This window comes from Paenibacillus glycinis (genome assembly GCF_009909185.1).
Taxonomy (GTDB): Bacteria; Bacillota; Bacilli; order Paenibacillales; family Paenibacillaceae; genus Paenibacillus_Z; species Paenibacillus_Z glycinis.
On sequence record NZ_JAAAMV010000017.1, the window covers coordinates 147,547 to 165,016 of the forward strand.

Genomic DNA, 17,470 nt, shown 5'->3' on the forward strand with positions numbered 1-17,470 from the left:
CAATAATTTAATTGAATGACGTTGATGGGGAAGAGTGGCAGGAATACCTTCAGAGAGCGGAACCGGTTGCGCTGAGAGGTTCTGCAGGGACTTACTGTGACTGGTCGCCCCGGAGTCGCTGGAATGAAGCGAAGCAATTCGCGTAGTTGCGGCCGGCCGCAGCCGTTATCTGTCAATGAGTTGTCGAACCGGCGCAGATTGCCGCTTCGGAACAAAGGTGGTACCGCGGAAGCCAGAACCTTTCGTCCTTTGCTATAAGGGCGAGAGGTTTATTTTTTTCGTTCATTATTTAGAAGCGCTTAACGACCGGCGGCGCGCGATTCCGCGCCGGAACCGGAAGAGGACATAATATGGAGGTAGGAATGGACATGTCGCAAAAACAAACGATGACTGAAATGCCGACGACCTATGACCCGAAGGCCGCGGAAACGAAATGGTATCCTTTCTGGATGGAGGGCAAGTTTTTCGAAGCGGGCAAGCGCCCTTCGGCGGAGCCCTATACGATCGTCATCCCGCCGCCGAACGTAACGGGCATGCTTCATATCGGCCATGCGCTCGATTTCACGCTGCAGGATATCCTGATCCGGACCAAGCGGATGCAGGGCTTCGACGCCCTTTGGCTTCCGGGCACGGACCATGCCGGCATCGCGACGCAGACGAAGGTCGAACAGAAGCTGCGCGAAGAAGGGAAGTCCCGTTACGACCTGGGACGGGAGAAATTCCTCGAGAAGGTATGGGAATGGAAGGACAGCTACGCCGAGACGATCCACGACCAATGGGCGAAAATGGGCTTCTCGCTCGATTATTCGCGCGAACGCTTCACGCTCGACGAAGGCCTCTCCAAGGCAGTGCGCGAAGTATTCGTTCGTCTCTACGAGAAAGGCTTGATTTACCGCGGCAAAAAGATCATCAACTGGGATCCGGCGGCGCGGACGGCGTTGTCGGATATCGAGGTCGAGCATAAAGAAGTGAACGGCCACCTGTACCATCTGCAGTATCCGATGAAGAACGGCTCCCGCGTCATCACGGTCGCCACGACCCGTCCGGAGACGATGCTCGGCGATACGGCGGTCGCGGTGCATCCCGAAGACGAGCGTTACAAGCACCTGATCGGGGAAATGATCGTCCTGCCGATCGTCGGCCGGGAAATTCCGATCATCGCCGACGAATACGTCGAGAAGGATTTCGGCTCCGGCGCGGTTAAGATCACCCCCGCGCATGATCCGAACGACTTCGAAGTCGGCCTGCGCCACAACCTTCCGCAAATCGTCGTCATGGACGAGAGCGGCACGATGAACGCCGAGGCCGGTCCCTATAACGGCATGGATCGCGCGGAATGCCGCAAGCGGATCGTCGCGGACCTGCAAGCGAGCGGCGTCTGCGTCAAGATCGAGGACCATGTCCATCAAGTCGGCCACAGCGAGCGCACCGGCGCCGTCGTCGAGCCGTATTTGTCGACGCAGTGGTTCGTGGACATGAAGCCGCTGGCGGAAGCGGCCATCGAAGCGCAGCGCGGCGGCAAAGGCGTAAACTTCGTGCCGGACCGGTTCGACAGAACGTATTTGCAATGGATCGAGAACGTGCGCGACTGGTGCATTTCCCGTCAGCTCTGGTGGGGTCACCGCATTCCGGCTTGGTATTGCGACGCCTGCGGCGCGATGCATGTCGCCCTCGAAGACCAGACCGCTTGCTCGGCCTGCGGCAGCGCGTCGCTCCGCCAGGACGAGGACGTGCTCGATACGTGGTTCAGCTCGGGCCTCTGGCCGTTCTCGACGCTCGGCTGGCCGGAACAAACGGAAGATTTGAAACGATTCTACCCGACGGACGTTCTCGTCACGGGTTACGATATTATCTACTTCTGGGTGGCCCGGATGATCTTCACCGCGCTGGAATTCACCGGCGAGGTGCCGTTCCAGGACGTGCTGATGCACGGCCTCGTCCGCGACGAGAACGGCAAGAAGATGTCCAAGTCGCTCGGCAACGGCGTCGATCCCCTCGAGGTGATCGAGAAATACGGCGCGGACGCGATGCGCTACATGATCTCGACGAGCAGCACGCCTGGGCAGGATCTGCGCTTCCGCTGGGAGCGGGTCGAGCAGGCGCGCAATTTCGCCAATAAGATCTGGAATGCATCCCGGTTCGCCCTCATGAACCTGGAAGGCGTCACGGCGGCGGATATCGACATCAACGTGAAGCTCGGCACCGCCGACCGTTGGATCCTGCACCGCTTGAACGCGGCGGTCGCGGATACGACGCGCTTGATCGACAGCTACGATTTCGGCGAGACGGGACGCGTGCTGTACAATTTCATCTGGGACGATCTGTGCGACTGGTATATCGAATTCGCGAAGCTGAACCTGAACGGCCAAGACGCGGCGGCGAAGCGCGCGACGCAGTCGGTGCTCGCTTACGTGCTCGACCGGACGCAGCGGCTGATTCACCCGTTCATGCCGTTCATCAGCGAGGAGATCTGGCAGCATCTGCCGCATGAAGGCGAGACGATCACGCTTGCGCCGTGGCCGGTGTACGACTCGTCGCTGGAAGCGCCGGATGCCGTAGCCGAGATGGAGCTCCTCATGGAGATGATTCGGGCGGTCCGTAATATCCGCGCCGAAGTCAACGTGCCGATGAGCAAGAAGATCGAGCTTCAGATTAAGCCTTCCGGCGCGAACGAAGCGGCCATTCTGGCGCGCAACGAGGAGTTCATCGTTCGTTTCTGCGGCACGTCGAAGCTGGACGTCAGCCTCGAATTGAGCGCGCCGGACAAAGCGATGACCGCGGTCGTGACCGGCGCCGAAATGTATTTGCCGCTTGCCGGCCTGATCGACATCTCGCAGGAGATCGCCCGTCTGGAGAAGGAAATCCAATACCTGGACAGCGAAGTGACGCGCGTGGAGAAGAAGCTCGCGAACGAAGGCTTCGTGGCGAAGGCGCCGGCGAAAGTCATCGAGGAAGAAAAAGCGAAAATGGCTGACTATGCCGATAAGCGCGATAAAGTCAAAGCGCGCATCGCGGAATTGAGAGGCTGAAGCGGATGAGCGAACAACAACATGACATAAAGCCGCTTGCTTCGTACGAAGAAGCGAGATTGTGGATCGAAGGGCTGGTTGCGTTCGGCATCCGCCCCGGCATGGAGCGCATCCAGAAGCTGATGGAGCTGACGGGCCATCCCGAACGCAGGCTCAAGTTCATCCACGTGGCGGGCACCAACGGCAAAGGCTCGGTCTGCGCCTATCTGACCAGCGTGCTGCTGCGCTGCGGCTATGACGTGGGGACGTTCACGTCCCCGTACATCACGAAGTTTACGAATCGTTTCCAATACAACGGCACCGACATTCCGGAAGAGACGCTGCTGGCGCTCTCAAACCGGCTCAAGCCGCTCGTCGAGGAGATCGCCGCCTCGGAGCTTGGTTCGCCTTCGATGTTCGAGGTATCCACGGCGCTGGCGATTCTGTACTACGGAACGGTCGCTTACCCGGACTTCGTCGTATGGGAGACGGGGTTGGGCGGCCGCCTGGACGTGACCAACATCGTCACGCCGATCGTCTCGGTCATCACGAACGTCGGCCACGATCATATGGATATCCTGGGCGACACGCTCGAAGCGATCGCCGCGGAGAAGGCCGGCATCATCAAGGCGGGGGTTCCCGTCGTCAGCGCGGTAAGCCAGCCTGAAGCCGCGCAGGTGATTCGGGATACCGCAAGAGCGAAGAAGAGCTCGCTGTACATGCTGGGCGACCAGTTTCGCGAGACGGCGACCCTCGTCCGGGAGAACGAGCAGACGTTCCGTTTCGACGGGTTGTTCCGTTCGATCGACGAGCTGACGATTACGCTGAACGGGCCGCATCAACGGACGAATGCGGTCGTTGCGGTCATGACGCTGGAAGTGCTGCGGCAGTATTACGCGCTGATCCTGGAGGACGAGGATTTACGGGAAGGACTCCGCAGCGCCGCATGGCCGGGCCGCCTGGAGATGATCGGCGAATCGCCGCGCATTCTCATCGACGGCGCCCATAATCCCGAGGGCGCGCAGATGCTTGCGGCCGCGCTGCGGGAGACGTATTCGTACGAGCGTCTTCACCTTATGATCGCGATGCTCGCGAATAAGAATCATCGTGACACTTTGCGGCATATACTACCTCTAGTGAATACGCTTGTCGTGACAGAGGCGGATTTTCGCAAGGCTCTGTCCGCTGCCGATCTGGCGGCGCTTGTTCATGAACTTCGGGAGGAAGCGGGCTATTCTTTCGAGCTCATCGTGGAACCGGATTGGAAACAGGCGCTTGCGCGGCTGAAGATGTCGACCGGCGAGGCGGATCTGGCAGTCGTGACCGGCACGCTCTACTTGATTGCCGACGTCCGCTCCAAATTGCTCTATAATCAGGATTCTGAAAAAGGTTGGTGAACCGTCTTTGAATACAGCAGAACACGTTCATTTCATCGGAATCGGCGGTTACGGCATGAGCGCAATCGCGCGTGTCATGCTGGAGATGGGCTATAAGGTAACCGGCTCCGACGTAGCGCGCCAAGAACTTACGGAGAAGCTTGCGGCCAAAGGAGCGCGCATATTCATCGGACATCAGCCGGAGCATGTCGCCGGAGCGGACCTTGTCGTCTATTCGACGGCCTTATCCCGGGACAATGTGGAGCGGAAAGCGGCAGAGGATTTGAATATCCCTATCCTGCACCGGGCTCAAATGCTGGCGCGGCTGATGAACATCGGCAAAGGCGTCGCCGTGGCGGGAGCGCACGGCAAGACGACGACCTCGTCGATGATCGCGCTCGTCATGGAGAACTGCAAGCTCGATCCGACGTTCATCATCGGCGGCGAGATCGTCAACGTCGGCACGAACGCGAAGGCCGGCAAGGGCGAATACGTCGTCGCGGAAGCGGATGAGAGCGACGGATCGTTCCTGCAGTATCATCCGACGATCGCCATCGTGACGAATATCGAACCGGATCATCTCGAAAACTACGACGGCGATTTTAATAAATTGCGGGCGGCCTACGTGCAGTTTCTGAGCCAGGTGAAGCAGGGCGGCAGCGCGATCGTCTGCGCGGACGACGAGAACATGCAGGGCATGCTGCCCGAGCTCTTGGCGGGGCCGCTCGGCCATGAAGGCGTGCTGACGTACGGCATCGACCAAGAGGCGGTGTATCGGGCCGGCAACATTTTGCTCGGGGATCGCAAGGTTTCCTTCGATATGACGAAACAGGGCCAGCTGCTCGGTAGAATCGAGCTCTCGGTTCCGGGGCGCCACAACGTGTACAATGCGATGGCTACCGTCATTACGTGCCTCGAGGCGGGGATCCCGTTCGCGTCCATCGCCGAAGCGATTCTCGATTTCCGCGGCGCGAAACGCCGGTTCCAGGTGCTGGGCGAAATCAACGATATTCTTGTCATCGACGATTACGCGCATCATCCGACGGAAATCCAGGCGACGATCAGCGCCGCGAAGTCGACGGGCAAACGGATCATCGCCGTCTTCCAGCCGCAGCGCTATACCCGGACGTTCTTCCTGCTGGAGCAGTTCAGCCGCGCGTTCCCGGAGGCGGACGAAGTGTTGATTACGGATATCTATTCGCCGGCGGGCGAGCAGCAGATCGAAGGCGTCAATTCGAAGAAGCTCGTCGAGTTGATCATTAAGAACAGCAACCCCAATACGAGCTATTATCCGACGAAGGAAGAAGCGTTGGCGGTGTTGACCGCCCGGGTCAAACCGGGCGATCTCGTCATTACGATGGGGGCCGGCGACATCTGGAAGGTTGCCGATGCGCTGGCGAAATCGCTGCGTGCCAACGCCTAGGCGGGCATAACCAATTGATGGAGCCGGCTGCCGTAAGCGGCGCTCCCTCGCAAGCTTGAAAAGGGCCCTCATCCTGTACATGTACAGGATGAGGGCCCTTCATCGTTCTAGCGCAAACGATAAGCCGGAAATCCCCGCGGGGTTTCCGGCTCAATGGCGTGGTGTAGTCGTTTCCGCCGTTTTTGCCGTATCTGACTCCTTTGCTTCCCGAGCCGTATCCGCCTTGCTTTTATTGACCGCTGTCTTGCCGTTGGGCGTTATCTTGCCGCGGGCCGTTATCTTGCCGCGGGCCATTGTCTTGCCGTTGGCCGTTGTCTTGCCGTTGGCCGTTGTTTTGGCGTTGGCCGTTGTCCTGCCGTTGGCCGCTGTCTTGCCGTTGACCGTTACCTTGCTCTTGACCGCCGCCTTGACCTTGACCGCCACCTTGACCTTGACCGCCGCCTAGGCCTCGACCGCCGCCTTGACCTTGACCGCCGCCTTGACCTTGACCGCCGCCTAGGCCTTGACTGCCGCCCTGACCTTGACCGGCACCCTGACCTTGACCTCGACCGCCGCCTAGGCCTTGACCGCCTCCCTGACCTTGACCGCCTGCCTGACCTCGACCGCCGCCTTGACCTCGACCGCCGGCCTGACCTTTGCCGCCGCCCCTGCCTTGACCGTTACCGCGTCCTTGCCCGCCGCCGCCTTTGCCGTTTCGGATGCCTTGCGCGCGCCCGTTGCTCCAGCTTTTGCTTTTGGCTCGCATTTGCATGCCGGACTTTTTGGCGTGATAGACGTATACGATGGACTTAAGCGTTCTGCTGTCGACGACGCCCGTAGCTTTGAGGCCGTGTTTCTTCTGATAGTACTTTACGCCTCGGACCGTCAGATCGTTGTAATGTCCGTCAATCGGCCCCGAATAGCTGCCAAGCGACTTCAGCATCCCCTGAATGACGTATACATCCGGTCCGTGAGCCCCTTTGCCGATCGCGGAGCCGACGTTGGACATGCCTACGAACAGCACCAACGCCAGCATGGAAACCGCCAACAATCGGGCGACTTTTTTGAAACGCCATTGTTTCAAAGCATCAGCGTGGTTCTTCTCCTTCATTCAACAAGACACCTGCCTTAGTAAGTATGCGGACTCGTAAGCCACAGCCCTTACTATACCCCTACTATTATTTTTCTTATGCCGCCGAGACGGGCTGGCCCATAAGCCAAAATCAACCAAGCGTCCGGATAAAAAAAACCAACCCGAAGGTTGGTTTGCCGTCTGGACCGGCTTCCTCCGTCTCGAGGACGAAGGGGGCCGGCATCTTGCTTGATCATGCCGTTATACAAGCTTAGCCAGGTATTCGTCCAGTTGGGCAAAGGTACCGGCAAAGCCTTGTTGGACGTTGGAGCGGTTGCTGTCGAATGTATGAAGCTCTTCTTCGGAAGCGTTGACGGGGATGCCGCGCATCGTCAATTTCGTTTTCCCGTCCGCTTCCTCGAAGATCAAGGTATTCAGCATTTCCATGGGCCATGTCGGGCTGGCCGGATGGCGAAGCGTATTTCCCTCGGCGTCCGAGAAGGAATTGGTGAAGACCAGGCGCTCCGGAGGCGAGATTTCGCGGTAAACGAACTTGCCCCACATTTCATGGCCGTCCGGCGTTTTCATGCTGTAATGGAACAACCCGCCCGGGCGAAGGTCTACTTTCGCGACGTTCATCGCCAAGCCCTTGGGTCCCCACCAGTTCAACAGATGCTCGGCTTCGGTAAATACTTTGAAAACGAGATCGCGCGGGGCATTAAGCGTGCGGGTGAGGATTAATTCCTCTGCATTTCCGTTTTGCTGCTGCGTCATGATTCAAGAATACCTCCAATAGTTAGCTCAATCGTGGTGAAAATGCCGCTTAGGCCCTCCTAGTCGCCATCCGGCTTCTTGGCCTTGCTCTGAAGTTCTTGCAAATAATCCTCCAACTGATCGAAGCGGTCCTCCCAGACTCGACGGAATGAGCCCAGCCAAGCGTCCAGCTCCTGGAGCGGACGGGTTTCCAGCTTGTATATGCGCCGGTTGGCGGCAGGCTGCATGCCGACTAGCCCGGCATCGTGCAGCACGCGAAGATGCTTGGAAACCTGCGGCTGCTGAAGATGAAGCCTATCGGCAATGTCGCCTACCGGAAGAGGACCGTCGCGCAACAACTCGACAATGTGTAACCGGTTCGGCTCGGCAAGAGCGCTTAAAGTCGCATTCATGTTCATAATATACTCCATAGGGAATATTCCTGTAAAGGAATGGCTGAATGCAAGAATGCCGCGGCTGCCTGGTCATAATTCTCTCAACTCTCTCATAGACATGTACTAGAGTACGCGGACAAGGAGAGAGTGCGATGAATTCGAATGGACGCATTACGTATCGTTTCGATAAACGGAGCGGAGAACGCGTGGAGCAGCCGCCGCATGAGCAGCCGCGCGCATCGGAAGCCGATGACGCCCGTTATTTTAAAGAGGAAATGAAATTCTCGCCGGACATCCCGGCCTGGAACAGCCCGTTTCAAAATGATGCCCATGCGCTGGAGCAGCTTATTCGCGAAGCCGACGGACAAATGCCGAAGCGCGAGCCGATGACCCGGGCAAGAGCTTACGCGGAAGAGATCGAACCCCCGTACGCGCCGCTTGCGCCGGAGAAGGCCATGCCTCCTTTCGAGGCCGACGATACGATATTGTTAGGCGACGAAGGAACGGAACGCGAGATGCCGCTGCAGCCGTATGCCAAGCGCGGCGCCGCATCGCCGATCATCGATATGTATCCCCAGATCGAAGTCGAGGAGGATCTGTACGGGAGCCGCAACAAGCCGGGGAAGCGCATGTCCTTCGATACGCGGCTTGCCGGCTCCGCGAAGCGGCCGCCGCAGGGGCCGTCGTGGTTCAAAGTGTTCGCTTCGGTCGCGGGCGCGATCGCGACGGGGGCGCTGTTCGGCTATTTTGTCTTGACGCTGTTCACGGGCGGAACCGGTTCCGATAGCGCGGGCACGACGGCGGATTCCTTGCCTGCCGCAAGCGGTACCGTAACCGGCGGCGGAAAAACGGCGGGAGCCGCGAACGGAGGCAAGGCGACGGACCCCGGCACCGAAGGCGGCAATCCGAGCAGCACGGGCGGCGCGGCGAGCGCCGGCGGGCTTCCGACGGTGAAGGTAGACGTGCCGGCAGCCTCCTATTACATGCTGCAATACGGGGTGTTCAGCACGAAGGACGGGCTCGGCGCAGCCGCGGCGGAACTTCATGGCAAGGGGCTTGCGGCCGCTTCGCTGACATCCAAGGACGATTATCGCATCTATGTCGGGATGTCGACGGATCGCGACGAAGCCGAACTGCTCGGCCGGACGCTTGCCGGCATGGACGTTTACGTCAAGCAAATCGATGTTCCCGCGCTGAGCGGGTTCGCATATGGCGGCGCCCCGGCCGATGCGCAATCGTTCTTCGAAGACACGGCCCGGCTGCTTGCGAAGCTGGACGAGATGACGGTCGCGAAGCTGAGCGGACAATCGGCCGCTGACGGCGAATGGCAGGCGCTGCACCAGCAATGGACGGAAGCCGCGTCCAAAATGGAGACCGGCATGACGGACAAAACGAATAAAGACACGCTGCACAAACTCGTTCAGGCCGTGAACACGGCAGCCGTCGCCGCGGGCGAATATGCCAAAAAACCTTCCGAAGCCTATCTGTGGTCCATGCAGACTTCGCTCATGAACGCGGTCTTTATCCAGAAAGACTGGTTTGCTTCCATGGAATCATTGTAAAGCGTTCCCGGGACGCGTATAATGAAATGTACGTGTCAAAAAATGGCGAGGGACGTTGGAAGATGAAGAAAAATTTCTGGGTATTGCTGCTGTTCATCGTGATCGGCCTGCTGGCCGGAGCGCTTATCGCCCGTTCGTTGACTACGGTCCCAGGACTTTCGTTTCTGACGAAATCGACCCCCATTGTTTGGTCGCCCGCCGCGGACTTGCTCGTGCTGAGCTATTCGTTCACGCTGCGGCTCCACGTCAGCCTGCTCAGCATCGCCGGCCTTGTGCTCGCCATTTGGCTGTACCGCAAACTGTAGGGAGCTGCTACGATGCGCAAAGGAGCTTTGCCTTGATGGAACATTCCCGCACGACCCCAATTGAACATCCCAGCCAGCTCGTGCTGGCTTCGTCTTCTCCCCGCCGGCGGGAATTGGTCGCTTCACTCGGCCTTTCCTTGCCGGTTCTCATTTTGTCAAGCGACACGGATGAAACGACGCCTCCGCACTGGACGCCGCCGCAAATCGTCGAACGGCTCGGATTGCGCAAGGCCAGGGCTTCGGCAGAGCTCCTTTCGCCCGAGGACGCGTCGGCCTCGCTCATTATCGGAGCCGATACGATCGTCGTGCTTGACGGCGAAGCGCTCGGCAAGCCCCGCGACCGTGCGGATGCCGTGGGCATGCTGAGCCGGCTTCAAGGGCGCCGGCACGAGGTGTTTACCGGAATCGCATGCTTCGAGCCGCGAACCGGTCGGCAGCTGACCGCGCACCGCAGAACGGAAGTCGTCATGAAACCGCTTGATTCCGGCACGATCGAACGCTACGTCGAATCCGGCGAGCCGATGGACAAAGCGGGCAGCTACGGCATACAAGGCCGAGGCGCCGTGCTCGTCGACCGGATCGACGGTTGCTATTTCAACGTGGTCGGCTTGCCGCTCTCGCTCCTGTCGGACATGCTGTCCGAATTCGGCATCGCGGTTATTTAAACGCGCCGGAACGCAGCCGGTTTACGGCGCGCTTGCTCGACACCAACCACTACCAGAAAGCAGGGAACTCACATGGAGGCAGGCAAGCCCTATGTGCTTCGAAACATCCCTAACGAAGACCGACCCAGAGAGCGCCTGATGACCGTTGGGGCCGATGCACTCAGTCATGCGGAATTGCTGGCCATTTTGCTGCGAACGGGAACGAGAAGCGAATCCGCCGTTCTCCTCGCGTCGCGAATTCTTCAACAGTGCGGCAGCCTGCGCGGGCTCGTGGACATGAGCATCGCGGAGCTGACCGAGATCCGGGGGATCGGACCAGCCAAAGCGGTGCAGCTCCGCGCCGGCATCGAGCTCGGCCGCCGTCTCGCCCGCAGTCAGCAGGGAGAATTGCCGACGATCCGAAGACCCTCCGACGCAGCGCAAATCATGATGGAAGAGCTCCGCTATTTGAAGCAGGAGCATTTCGTTTGCTTATACTTAAATACGAAAAATCAAGTCATTTTAACGGAAACGTTATCCGTAGGCACCCTCAACGCGACGCTCGTCCATCCTCGCGAAGTGTTTCGCGCGGCGATCAAATGCAGCAGCTCCTCGCTGATCTGCCTGCATAATCACCCCAGCGGCGATCCGACGCCGAGCCCCGAAGATATCGCCCTCACGAGACGCCTGGTAGAAGCGGGCGAGCTTGTCGGCATCGATGTACTCGACCATTTGGTAATAGGTGACAATCGCTTTATAAGTTTGAAGGAGCAAGGCCACATGTAATATAATAAGAGGGATTGTCTTACGAAAGAAAGGAAGATACAACTATGTTTGGTGGTTTTTCGAAAGATCTGGGAATCGATTTGGGTACGGCTAACACGCTGGTCTATGTCAAAGGAAAAGGAATTGTCGTAAGAGAGCCTTCCGTGGTTGCTCTTCGTACCGATACCAAGAAAATCGAAGCCGTCGGCGAGCACGCCAAAAAAATGATCGGACGCACGCCGGGCAACATCCGCGCGATCCGCCCGATGAAAGACGGCGTGATCGCGGATTTCGACACGACCTCCACGATGATCAAATATTTCATCCGTCAAGCGCAGAAGAGCCGTTCGTTGTTTCCGCGCCATCCGAACGTGATGGTTTGCGTGCCGTCGGGCATCACGGCCGTCGAGCAGCGCGCGGTGAAGGACGCGACCGTGCAAGCGGGCGCGCGGGAAGCCTTCACGATCGAAGAGCCGTTCGCGGCGGCGATCGGCGCGGATCTGCCGGTGTGGGAGCCGACGGGCAGCATGGTCGTGGACATCGGCGGAGGCACGACGGAGGTTGCGGTCATCTCGCTCGGCGGCATCGTCACGAGCCGTTCCATCCGCATCGCCGGAGACGAGATGGACGAGGCGATCATGCAGTACATCAAGCGGATGTACAACCTCATGATCGGGGAGCGAACGTCCGAGCAGCTGAAAATGGAGATCGGATCGGCGCTCGCCCTGGAACAGCAGGAAACGATCGAAATTCGCGGACGAGACTTGGTGTCGGGATTGCCGAAGACGCTTCCGATATCGTCGGACGAGATTTGCGAGGCGCTGGCCGATACCGTCAATGCCATCGTCGACGCCGTCAAGGTCACCCTCGAGAAATGCCCGCCCGAGCTGTCCGCGGACATCATGGACCGCGGCATCGTCCTGACGGGCGGCGGCGCATTGCTGAAGAACCTGGACAAGCTGCTCGCGCGCGAAACGGGGATGCCGGTCATCGTGGCGGAGAATCCGCTTGATTGCGTTGCAATCGGAACAGGCAGAGCGCTGGACAATATCGACCTGTTCAAAACACGCGGAGGTCCGGTTTCCCGCTCCAAGAAGTAATCCGGCACAAGGATTTCGGGGAAAACGGATGACCGACGCTGATTGGTTTGAACGAGCCGTGGGGTCGTTCAGCATTCAGTACGAAATGGGCGGGTGAAGAAGTGTTTAATTGGATGCGCAACAAACGGATGTTTGTGCTCATGATCGTGTTTATTCTCTTCGTTGCCGTGTTGGGCTTTTCCATCGGCGACCGGAAGAAGCTGTCGTGGCCGGAAAATTTCGCGCTCGATACGACGGGCTTCTTCCAGCAGTGGCTGTATCGGCCGGCCGGCTATGTGTCGAATCTCGTCCACGACTTGTCCCATATGCGCGAGGTGTACAAGGAAAACGAGCAGCTGCGCATCGCGGCTGCCGCTTACGCGCGGGACAGCATCAAGTACAACGGCATGGAGGCCAAGCTAAAAGATCTTCAGGAAGATCTTGATTTCACCGAACGCCAGAAACAGCTGGATAACTATAAATATCTGATCGCCCAGGTCGTGGCCGTCAACAACGATCCGTACGACGAGACGATCCGCATCAATTTGGGCTCCAAGGACGGCATCAAGCCGAACATGGTCGTCGTCACCAACAAAGGCTTGGTCGGCTTGATCATGCGCGTCGATCCGTTCTTCTCCTCCGTCATGCCGATCACGAAGCTGAACGTGAATTCGATCGATACGAAGCTGATCGCGGCCACGGTTCTCGGCAAGGAAGAGAAGTCGTTCGGCATCGTCGACAATTACGATTCGGAGACCGGCAAGCTGTCCATGTCCAAAATTTCCGAGCACGACCCCCTGAAGAAAGGGGATACCGTCATTACGTCCGGCGAAGGCGGGGTTTATCCGCGCGGCATGGTCATCGGCACGGTCGACAGCAGCCAGGTGGGCGATTTCGGCCTGACCTACACGGCAACGATTACGCCGGCGGCGGATTTCGATCATTTGACCGAAGTATTCGTCGTGCAAACCTCCGATTTGGGAGCAGAAACTCCATGAGCCTCCAGCGTATCATAGGCGTCATGGTACTGTTCTTTCTGTCGGAAGGAACGATCTTCTACTGGTTGCTCCCGGATGATATGGTCGGGCGCATCGTGCCGCATTTTACGCTCGCTTTCGTGCTCTTCGCGGCGCTCTACCGGGGGCGGCACTCGGCGCTCCTGCTCGGCTTGTCGTTCGGCTTGCTGCAGGATCTGGCCTTTTACGGCCGTATTCTCGGCGTGCATGCCTTCGCGATGGGGCTGGTCGGGTATTTAACCGGGCTGCTGATGGAGCGCAAGCGCAGCACGCTCTTGATGGCGCTTTCGATGATCGGGCTGTCCACTCTCGTCCACGATACGGTCGTCTATTTCATCTACCGGGTTTTCCGGCTTACGGATCAAACGTTTGAATGGGCGCTGTCGCAGCATGTCATTCCGAGCTTGTTTCTTCAGCTATTATTCGCATTGGCCTTGTACATACCGGCAAGACGATGGTTCGAAGGCAGCATAAAGCCCAAAACGGACGAGGAAGAAGATTAACGCGTCCTTCGAGGCAGGAAAACGCGCGCGAATGAAAGAATCGTATAGAGAGAGAGGGGTGAAGCGAGCGTGACCGAGAAGCAGCATATTACGATAAAAGGCGTCAAGGACGGGTTGATTTTCCTCCTCGACGACAATTGCGAGTTTTCCGCCTTGCTGGACGAACTGCAGTACAAATTGGAAAAATCGCATCAACAGCTGCTGACAGGTCCCATCGTTCACGTTCAAGTGAAGCTCGGCACCCGTCTGATCAACGAGGAAGAAAAAGAACGGATTAAAGCGACGATCCGGCAGCAGGGCAATCTGCTCGTGCAAACGATCGAGAGCGAGGCCCGGGTCGAAGCGAAGCCCGAAGACGGCAATAATATCAAGCTCTTGACGGGCATCGTCCGTTCCGGCCAAACCGTCGAGCACGACGGCAACCTGCTGCTGATGGGGGACGTCAACCCTGGCGGCACGGTGATGTGCACGGGGGACATATACGTGCTCGGCGCGCTCCGCGGACTGGCGCATGCCGGCTTCAAGGGAGAGAAGAATGCCGTCATCGCCGCGTCCTTGCTGAGACCGACGCAGCTCCGCATCGACGATGTCATCAGCCGTCCGCCGGACGAATGGATGACGGGGGACGCGATGATGGAGTTTGCCTTCTTGAGCGAAGGCGTAATGAAAATCGATAAGATGACGCAGCTGCAGCGCTTGCGCAAGCTGCCCGTCTTGTTTAGAGCTTGAGCGGGGGAGTGAAGTCATGGGAGAAGCGATTGTGGTGACATCGGGTAAAGGCGGGGTCGGCAAAACGACGACCTCGGCCAATATCGGCACGGCGCTTGCGTTGCTTGGGAAAAAGGTGTGCATGGTCGATACGGATATCGGCCTGCGCAATCTGGACGTGGTCATGGGGCTCGAAAACCGCATCATCTATGACTTGATCGATGTAGCGGAAGGCCGCTGTAGGCTCAACCAGGCGCTCGTCAAGGACAAACGATTCGAAGAGCTGTATATGCTGCCGGCCGCCCAAACGAAGGATAAGAGCGATATCTCGCCCGAGCAGGTCAAGGATATCGTCGTGGAGCTGAAGAAAGAATACGATTACGTCATCATCGACTGTCCGGCCGGCATCGAACAAGGCTTCCGGAATGCCATCGCCGGCGCCGACCGCGCGATCATCGTCACGACGCCGGAGAACGCGGCCGTCCGGGACGCGGACCGGGTCATCGGACTGCTGGAGCAGGCGCAGGTGCCTTCGCGGCTCGTCATTAACCGCATTCGCGCGAATATGGTCCGCTCCGGCGATATGCTCGACATCGATGAAATCTGCCAGGTGCTTGCGATCGATTTGCTCGGCATCGTTCCCGACGACGAGAAGGTCATCCGTTCGGCCAACGCCGGCGAGCCGACGGTCATGGATCCGTCCTCGCGCGCCGCGATCGCTTACCGCAACATCGCCAGGCGCATGCTTGGCGACATGGTGCCTCTCATGCCGCTCGAAGAGAAGACGGGCGTCATGAAGCGATTCCGCAAGTTTCTTGGAATAGGATGATTGCGAAGTGCTGAATAAACTGAAAAAAATAGATTTGGGCATCATCTTCATCTTGCTCGCGCTCATGGCGGCCAGTACGCTGCTCGTGCACAGCGCCACATACGGGAATCCCGAATACGCGAACTACGACGTGAAGACCATGATCTTCTACGGCGCCGGATTTGCGATCGCGCTGTGCGCGTCCTTCTTCGATTACCGCGTGCTGCTGAAAGCGTGGCATGTGTTATACGGCCTTGGCTTGATTCTGCTGGTCGCCGTGTACTTGCTGGCGCCCGAGATCAACGGCGCGAAGAGCTGGTTCATCCTTCCCGGCGGCCTCCTGTTCCAGCCGGCGGAGATGGTGAAGATCATTCTGATCATCACCGTCGCGTTCCTCATGGGGCGAAGGCAGGGCGATCCGCTGCGCATCCGGCAGGATTTATTCGTCGTCGCCGTCTTTTCGTTCGTGCCGTTCCTGCTCGTCATGATCCAGCCGGATTTGGGGAATGCCATCATCTACTTGGTCATCGTGCTCGGCATGTTATGGATCGGCAACGTGCGTTACACGCATGTGCTGATCGGGCTGTCGATCATCGTCGGCTGCCTGATCTTGTTCATGTCCCTGTTCAACACGTACAACCAACAGATCCACGATTACATGGAAGACCATAACAAGACGCACTGGTACGTTCGGATCAACGGGTTCATCAATCCGGATACGGCGTCCGGCGACGATGTGTATCAGGCGAATAAAGCAAAAATCGCCATTGGCTCGGGCGGTTTGACGGGCGACGGCTACATGAAGGGCGAATCCAAGAACCGGAAGTTCATTCCTTATCCATACTCGGACGCGATATTCGTCGTCGTCGGCGAGGAGTTCGGCTTCCAGGGAGCCGCGATCCTGCTGATGCTGTATTTCTTGTTGATCTACCGGATGATCATTATCGCCTTCCAGTGTTACGACTTGCGGGGATCGTTCATCGTCATCGGCATCGTGTCGATGTACGTCTTCCAAGTCTTCCAGAACATCGGGATGATGATCGGGCTGATGCCGATAACGGGCATTACGCTGCCGTTCATCAGCTACGGCGGAACTTCGCTGCTGTTGAACATGCTGTGCATCGGCATCGTGTTCAGCGTCAAGGTGCATCAAGAGAAGTATGAAATGGCCACGTAACCGTCCGGCATCGCCGGGCGGTTTTTCTTGTGCGGCGGCCAGAAGACAAGGAGGAGAAATGCCATGATGTTCGAGCACTACGTCGGCATCGATTATTCCGGCAAAGGTTCGCCGCGGCAGAAGCACACCGCGATTCAGATCTACGAGTCGAGCGCTGACGTGCTCCCTATAAGGGCAGCCGGCCAAGCCAGCTGGTCCAGGGAAGGGACGTACCGCTTTCTGGCGGATCGGCTGGAAGAACAGCGAGCCGGGCTTAGGGGAGCGATGATCGTCGGGATGGACCATGGACTGTCGTTCCCGCTTTCGTATTTTGAGGAGGCCACGCCGGTCAAGCCCGCATTCCATGACTGGATGGCGTTCATGCGTCATTTCGATGGGATATGGGGCGGGGTCAAAGAACAACCGGTTTCGTCGATCGCGGCGCCGACGCTGCCGTACGTTAATCCTTGGGAGCTTCGCTTGACGGAGAAATTCACGTCTTCGGCCAAAAGCGTGCTGAACCTGAATCCGACCTTGATCTCGGTCGCTTTCTCCACGCATGCCGGACTGCCGTGGCTATACGAGCTTCGGCGCAAGTATGCCGACGTGCTTCACGTATGGCCGTTCGACGGGCTTTCGCCGGAAGGCGGCAGGAGCGTCATTGCCGAGGCGTACCCGTCCTTGTTCTACAATCGCTACGAATACCCGCCGGAATTGACGAAGCGGGACGAGAAAGACGCGTATGCGGTATCTTTATGGCTGCGCGAGCAGGATGCCGCCGGCACGCTGCGGCAGTACATGAGCCTGCCGACGCTGACCGCTCGTCAGCGCGAAGCCGTCGTGCCGTTGGAGGGCTGGATTCTCGGCGTTTTATAATCCCCGGGGACGAACTCATAACCCGTCCGACCGCCTCATATA

General features: G+C 58.4%; 17 protein-coding genes. 14 read left to right on the forward strand and 3 right to left on the reverse strand.

Annotation, left to right across the window (positions count from 1 at the left end; genetic code table 11):
- The first annotated feature begins 368 nt into the window (after nucleotides 1-368).
- Genes GT019_RS18680 through murC form a run of 3 tightly spaced genes read left to right on the forward strand, consistent with a single transcriptional unit; the run spans nucleotide 369 to nucleotide 5,807 of the window.
- Entirely contained in the window at nucleotides 369-3,029 is a 2,661-nt protein-coding gene (locus GT019_RS18680; RefSeq protein WP_407945092.1) for a valine--tRNA ligase, read from the forward strand.
- 5 nt (nucleotides 3,030-3,034) lie between these two features.
- Nucleotides 3,035-4,405 (forward strand): bifunctional folylpolyglutamate synthase/dihydrofolate synthase, encoded by a 1,371-nt coding sequence (locus GT019_RS18685; protein WP_161744698.1) that lies wholly within the window; start codon nucleotides 3,035-3,037, stop codon nucleotides 4,403-4,405.
- 7 nt (nucleotides 4,406-4,412) lie between these two features.
- A complete protein-coding gene (gene murC / locus GT019_RS18690) occupies nucleotides 4,413-5,807 on the forward strand; it encodes a UDP-N-acetylmuramate--L-alanine ligase (protein WP_161744699.1) in 1,395 nt (464 codons plus the stop codon).
- A gap of 229 nt (nucleotides 5,808-6,036) precedes the next feature.
- On the opposite strand, the gene GT019_RS18695 is transcribed toward murC, so the two are convergent.
- From GT019_RS18695 to GT019_RS18705, 3 genes are all read right to left on the reverse strand, one after another.
- On the reverse strand, nucleotides 6,037-6,897 hold the full coding sequence (locus GT019_RS18695) for a peptidoglycan-binding domain-containing protein (RefSeq protein WP_161744700.1): 861 nt from the start codon (nucleotides 6,895-6,897) through the stop codon (nucleotides 6,037-6,039).
- Nucleotides 6,898-7,119: 222 nt separating this feature from the next.
- Entirely contained in the window at nucleotides 7,120-7,632 is a 513-nt protein-coding gene (locus GT019_RS18700) for an SRPBCC family protein (protein ID WP_161744701.1), read from the reverse strand.
- A 59-nt stretch (nucleotides 7,633-7,691) separates the two neighbouring features.
- Nucleotides 7,692-8,024 carry an ArsR/SmtB family transcription factor gene (locus GT019_RS18705; protein ID WP_161744702.1) on the reverse strand — a complete coding sequence of 111 codons (333 nt, stop codon included), beginning with the start codon at nucleotides 8,022-8,024 and terminating at the stop codon, nucleotides 7,692-7,694.
- 134 nt (nucleotides 8,025-8,158) lie between these two features.
- Here GT019_RS18705 and GT019_RS18710 point away from each other — a divergent pair, with 134 nt between their 5' ends.
- From GT019_RS18710 to GT019_RS18760, 11 genes are all read left to right on the forward strand, one after another.
- Nucleotides 8,159-9,568 carry an SPOR domain-containing protein gene (locus GT019_RS18710; RefSeq protein ID WP_161744703.1) on the forward strand — a complete coding sequence of 470 codons (1,410 nt, stop codon included), beginning with the start codon at nucleotides 8,159-8,161 and terminating at the stop codon, nucleotides 9,566-9,568.
- Nucleotides 9,569-9,630: 62 nt separating this feature from the next.
- Entirely contained in the window at nucleotides 9,631-9,873 is a 243-nt protein-coding gene (locus tag GT019_RS18715; RefSeq protein ID WP_161744704.1) for a DUF4321 domain-containing protein, read from the forward strand.
- A 35-nt stretch (nucleotides 9,874-9,908) separates the two neighbouring features.
- A complete protein-coding gene (locus tag GT019_RS18720) occupies nucleotides 9,909-10,538 on the forward strand; it encodes a Maf family protein (protein WP_161744705.1) in 630 nt (209 codons plus the stop codon).
- A gap of 72 nt (nucleotides 10,539-10,610) precedes the next feature.
- Nucleotides 10,611-11,303 (forward strand): RadC family protein, encoded by a 693-nt coding sequence (radC, locus tag GT019_RS18725; RefSeq protein ID WP_161744706.1) that lies wholly within the window; start codon nucleotides 10,611-10,613, stop codon nucleotides 11,301-11,303.
- Between the two features lie 44 nt (nucleotides 11,304-11,347).
- The gene (locus tag GT019_RS18730; protein ID WP_161744707.1) at nucleotides 11,348-12,382 is read left to right on the forward strand and encodes a rod shape-determining protein; all 1,035 of its coding nucleotides are present in this window, start codon (nucleotides 11,348-11,350) and stop codon (nucleotides 12,380-12,382) included.
- Between the two features lie 101 nt (nucleotides 12,383-12,483).
- Entirely contained in the window at nucleotides 12,484-13,359 is an 876-nt protein-coding gene (gene mreC / locus GT019_RS18735; protein ID WP_328803990.1) for a rod shape-determining protein MreC, read from the forward strand.
- On the forward strand, nucleotides 13,356-13,880 hold the full coding sequence (gene mreD, locus GT019_RS18740) for a rod shape-determining protein MreD (RefSeq protein WP_161744708.1): 525 nt from the start codon (nucleotides 13,356-13,358) through the stop codon (nucleotides 13,878-13,880). Before mreC ends, mreD begins: the two co-directional genes overlap by 4 nt.
- A gap of 69 nt (nucleotides 13,881-13,949) precedes the next feature.
- Nucleotides 13,950-14,609 (forward strand): septum site-determining protein MinC, encoded by a 660-nt coding sequence (gene minC / locus GT019_RS18745; protein ID WP_161744709.1) that lies wholly within the window; start codon nucleotides 13,950-13,952, stop codon nucleotides 14,607-14,609.
- 16 nt (nucleotides 14,610-14,625) lie between these two features.
- Complete coding sequence (minD, locus tag GT019_RS18750; protein WP_161744710.1) at nucleotides 14,626-15,417, forward strand: septum site-determining protein MinD; 792 nt, start codon at nucleotides 14,626-14,628, stop codon at nucleotides 15,415-15,417.
- Between the two features lie 7 nt (nucleotides 15,418-15,424).
- Entirely contained in the window at nucleotides 15,425-16,573 is a 1,149-nt protein-coding gene (locus GT019_RS18755) for an FtsW/RodA/SpoVE family cell cycle protein (protein WP_161744711.1), read from the forward strand.
- A 63-nt stretch (nucleotides 16,574-16,636) separates the two neighbouring features.
- Entirely contained in the window at nucleotides 16,637-17,428 is a 792-nt protein-coding gene (locus tag GT019_RS18760; protein WP_161744712.1) for a hypothetical protein, read from the forward strand.
- Nucleotides 17,429-17,470: the final 42 nt, after the last annotated feature.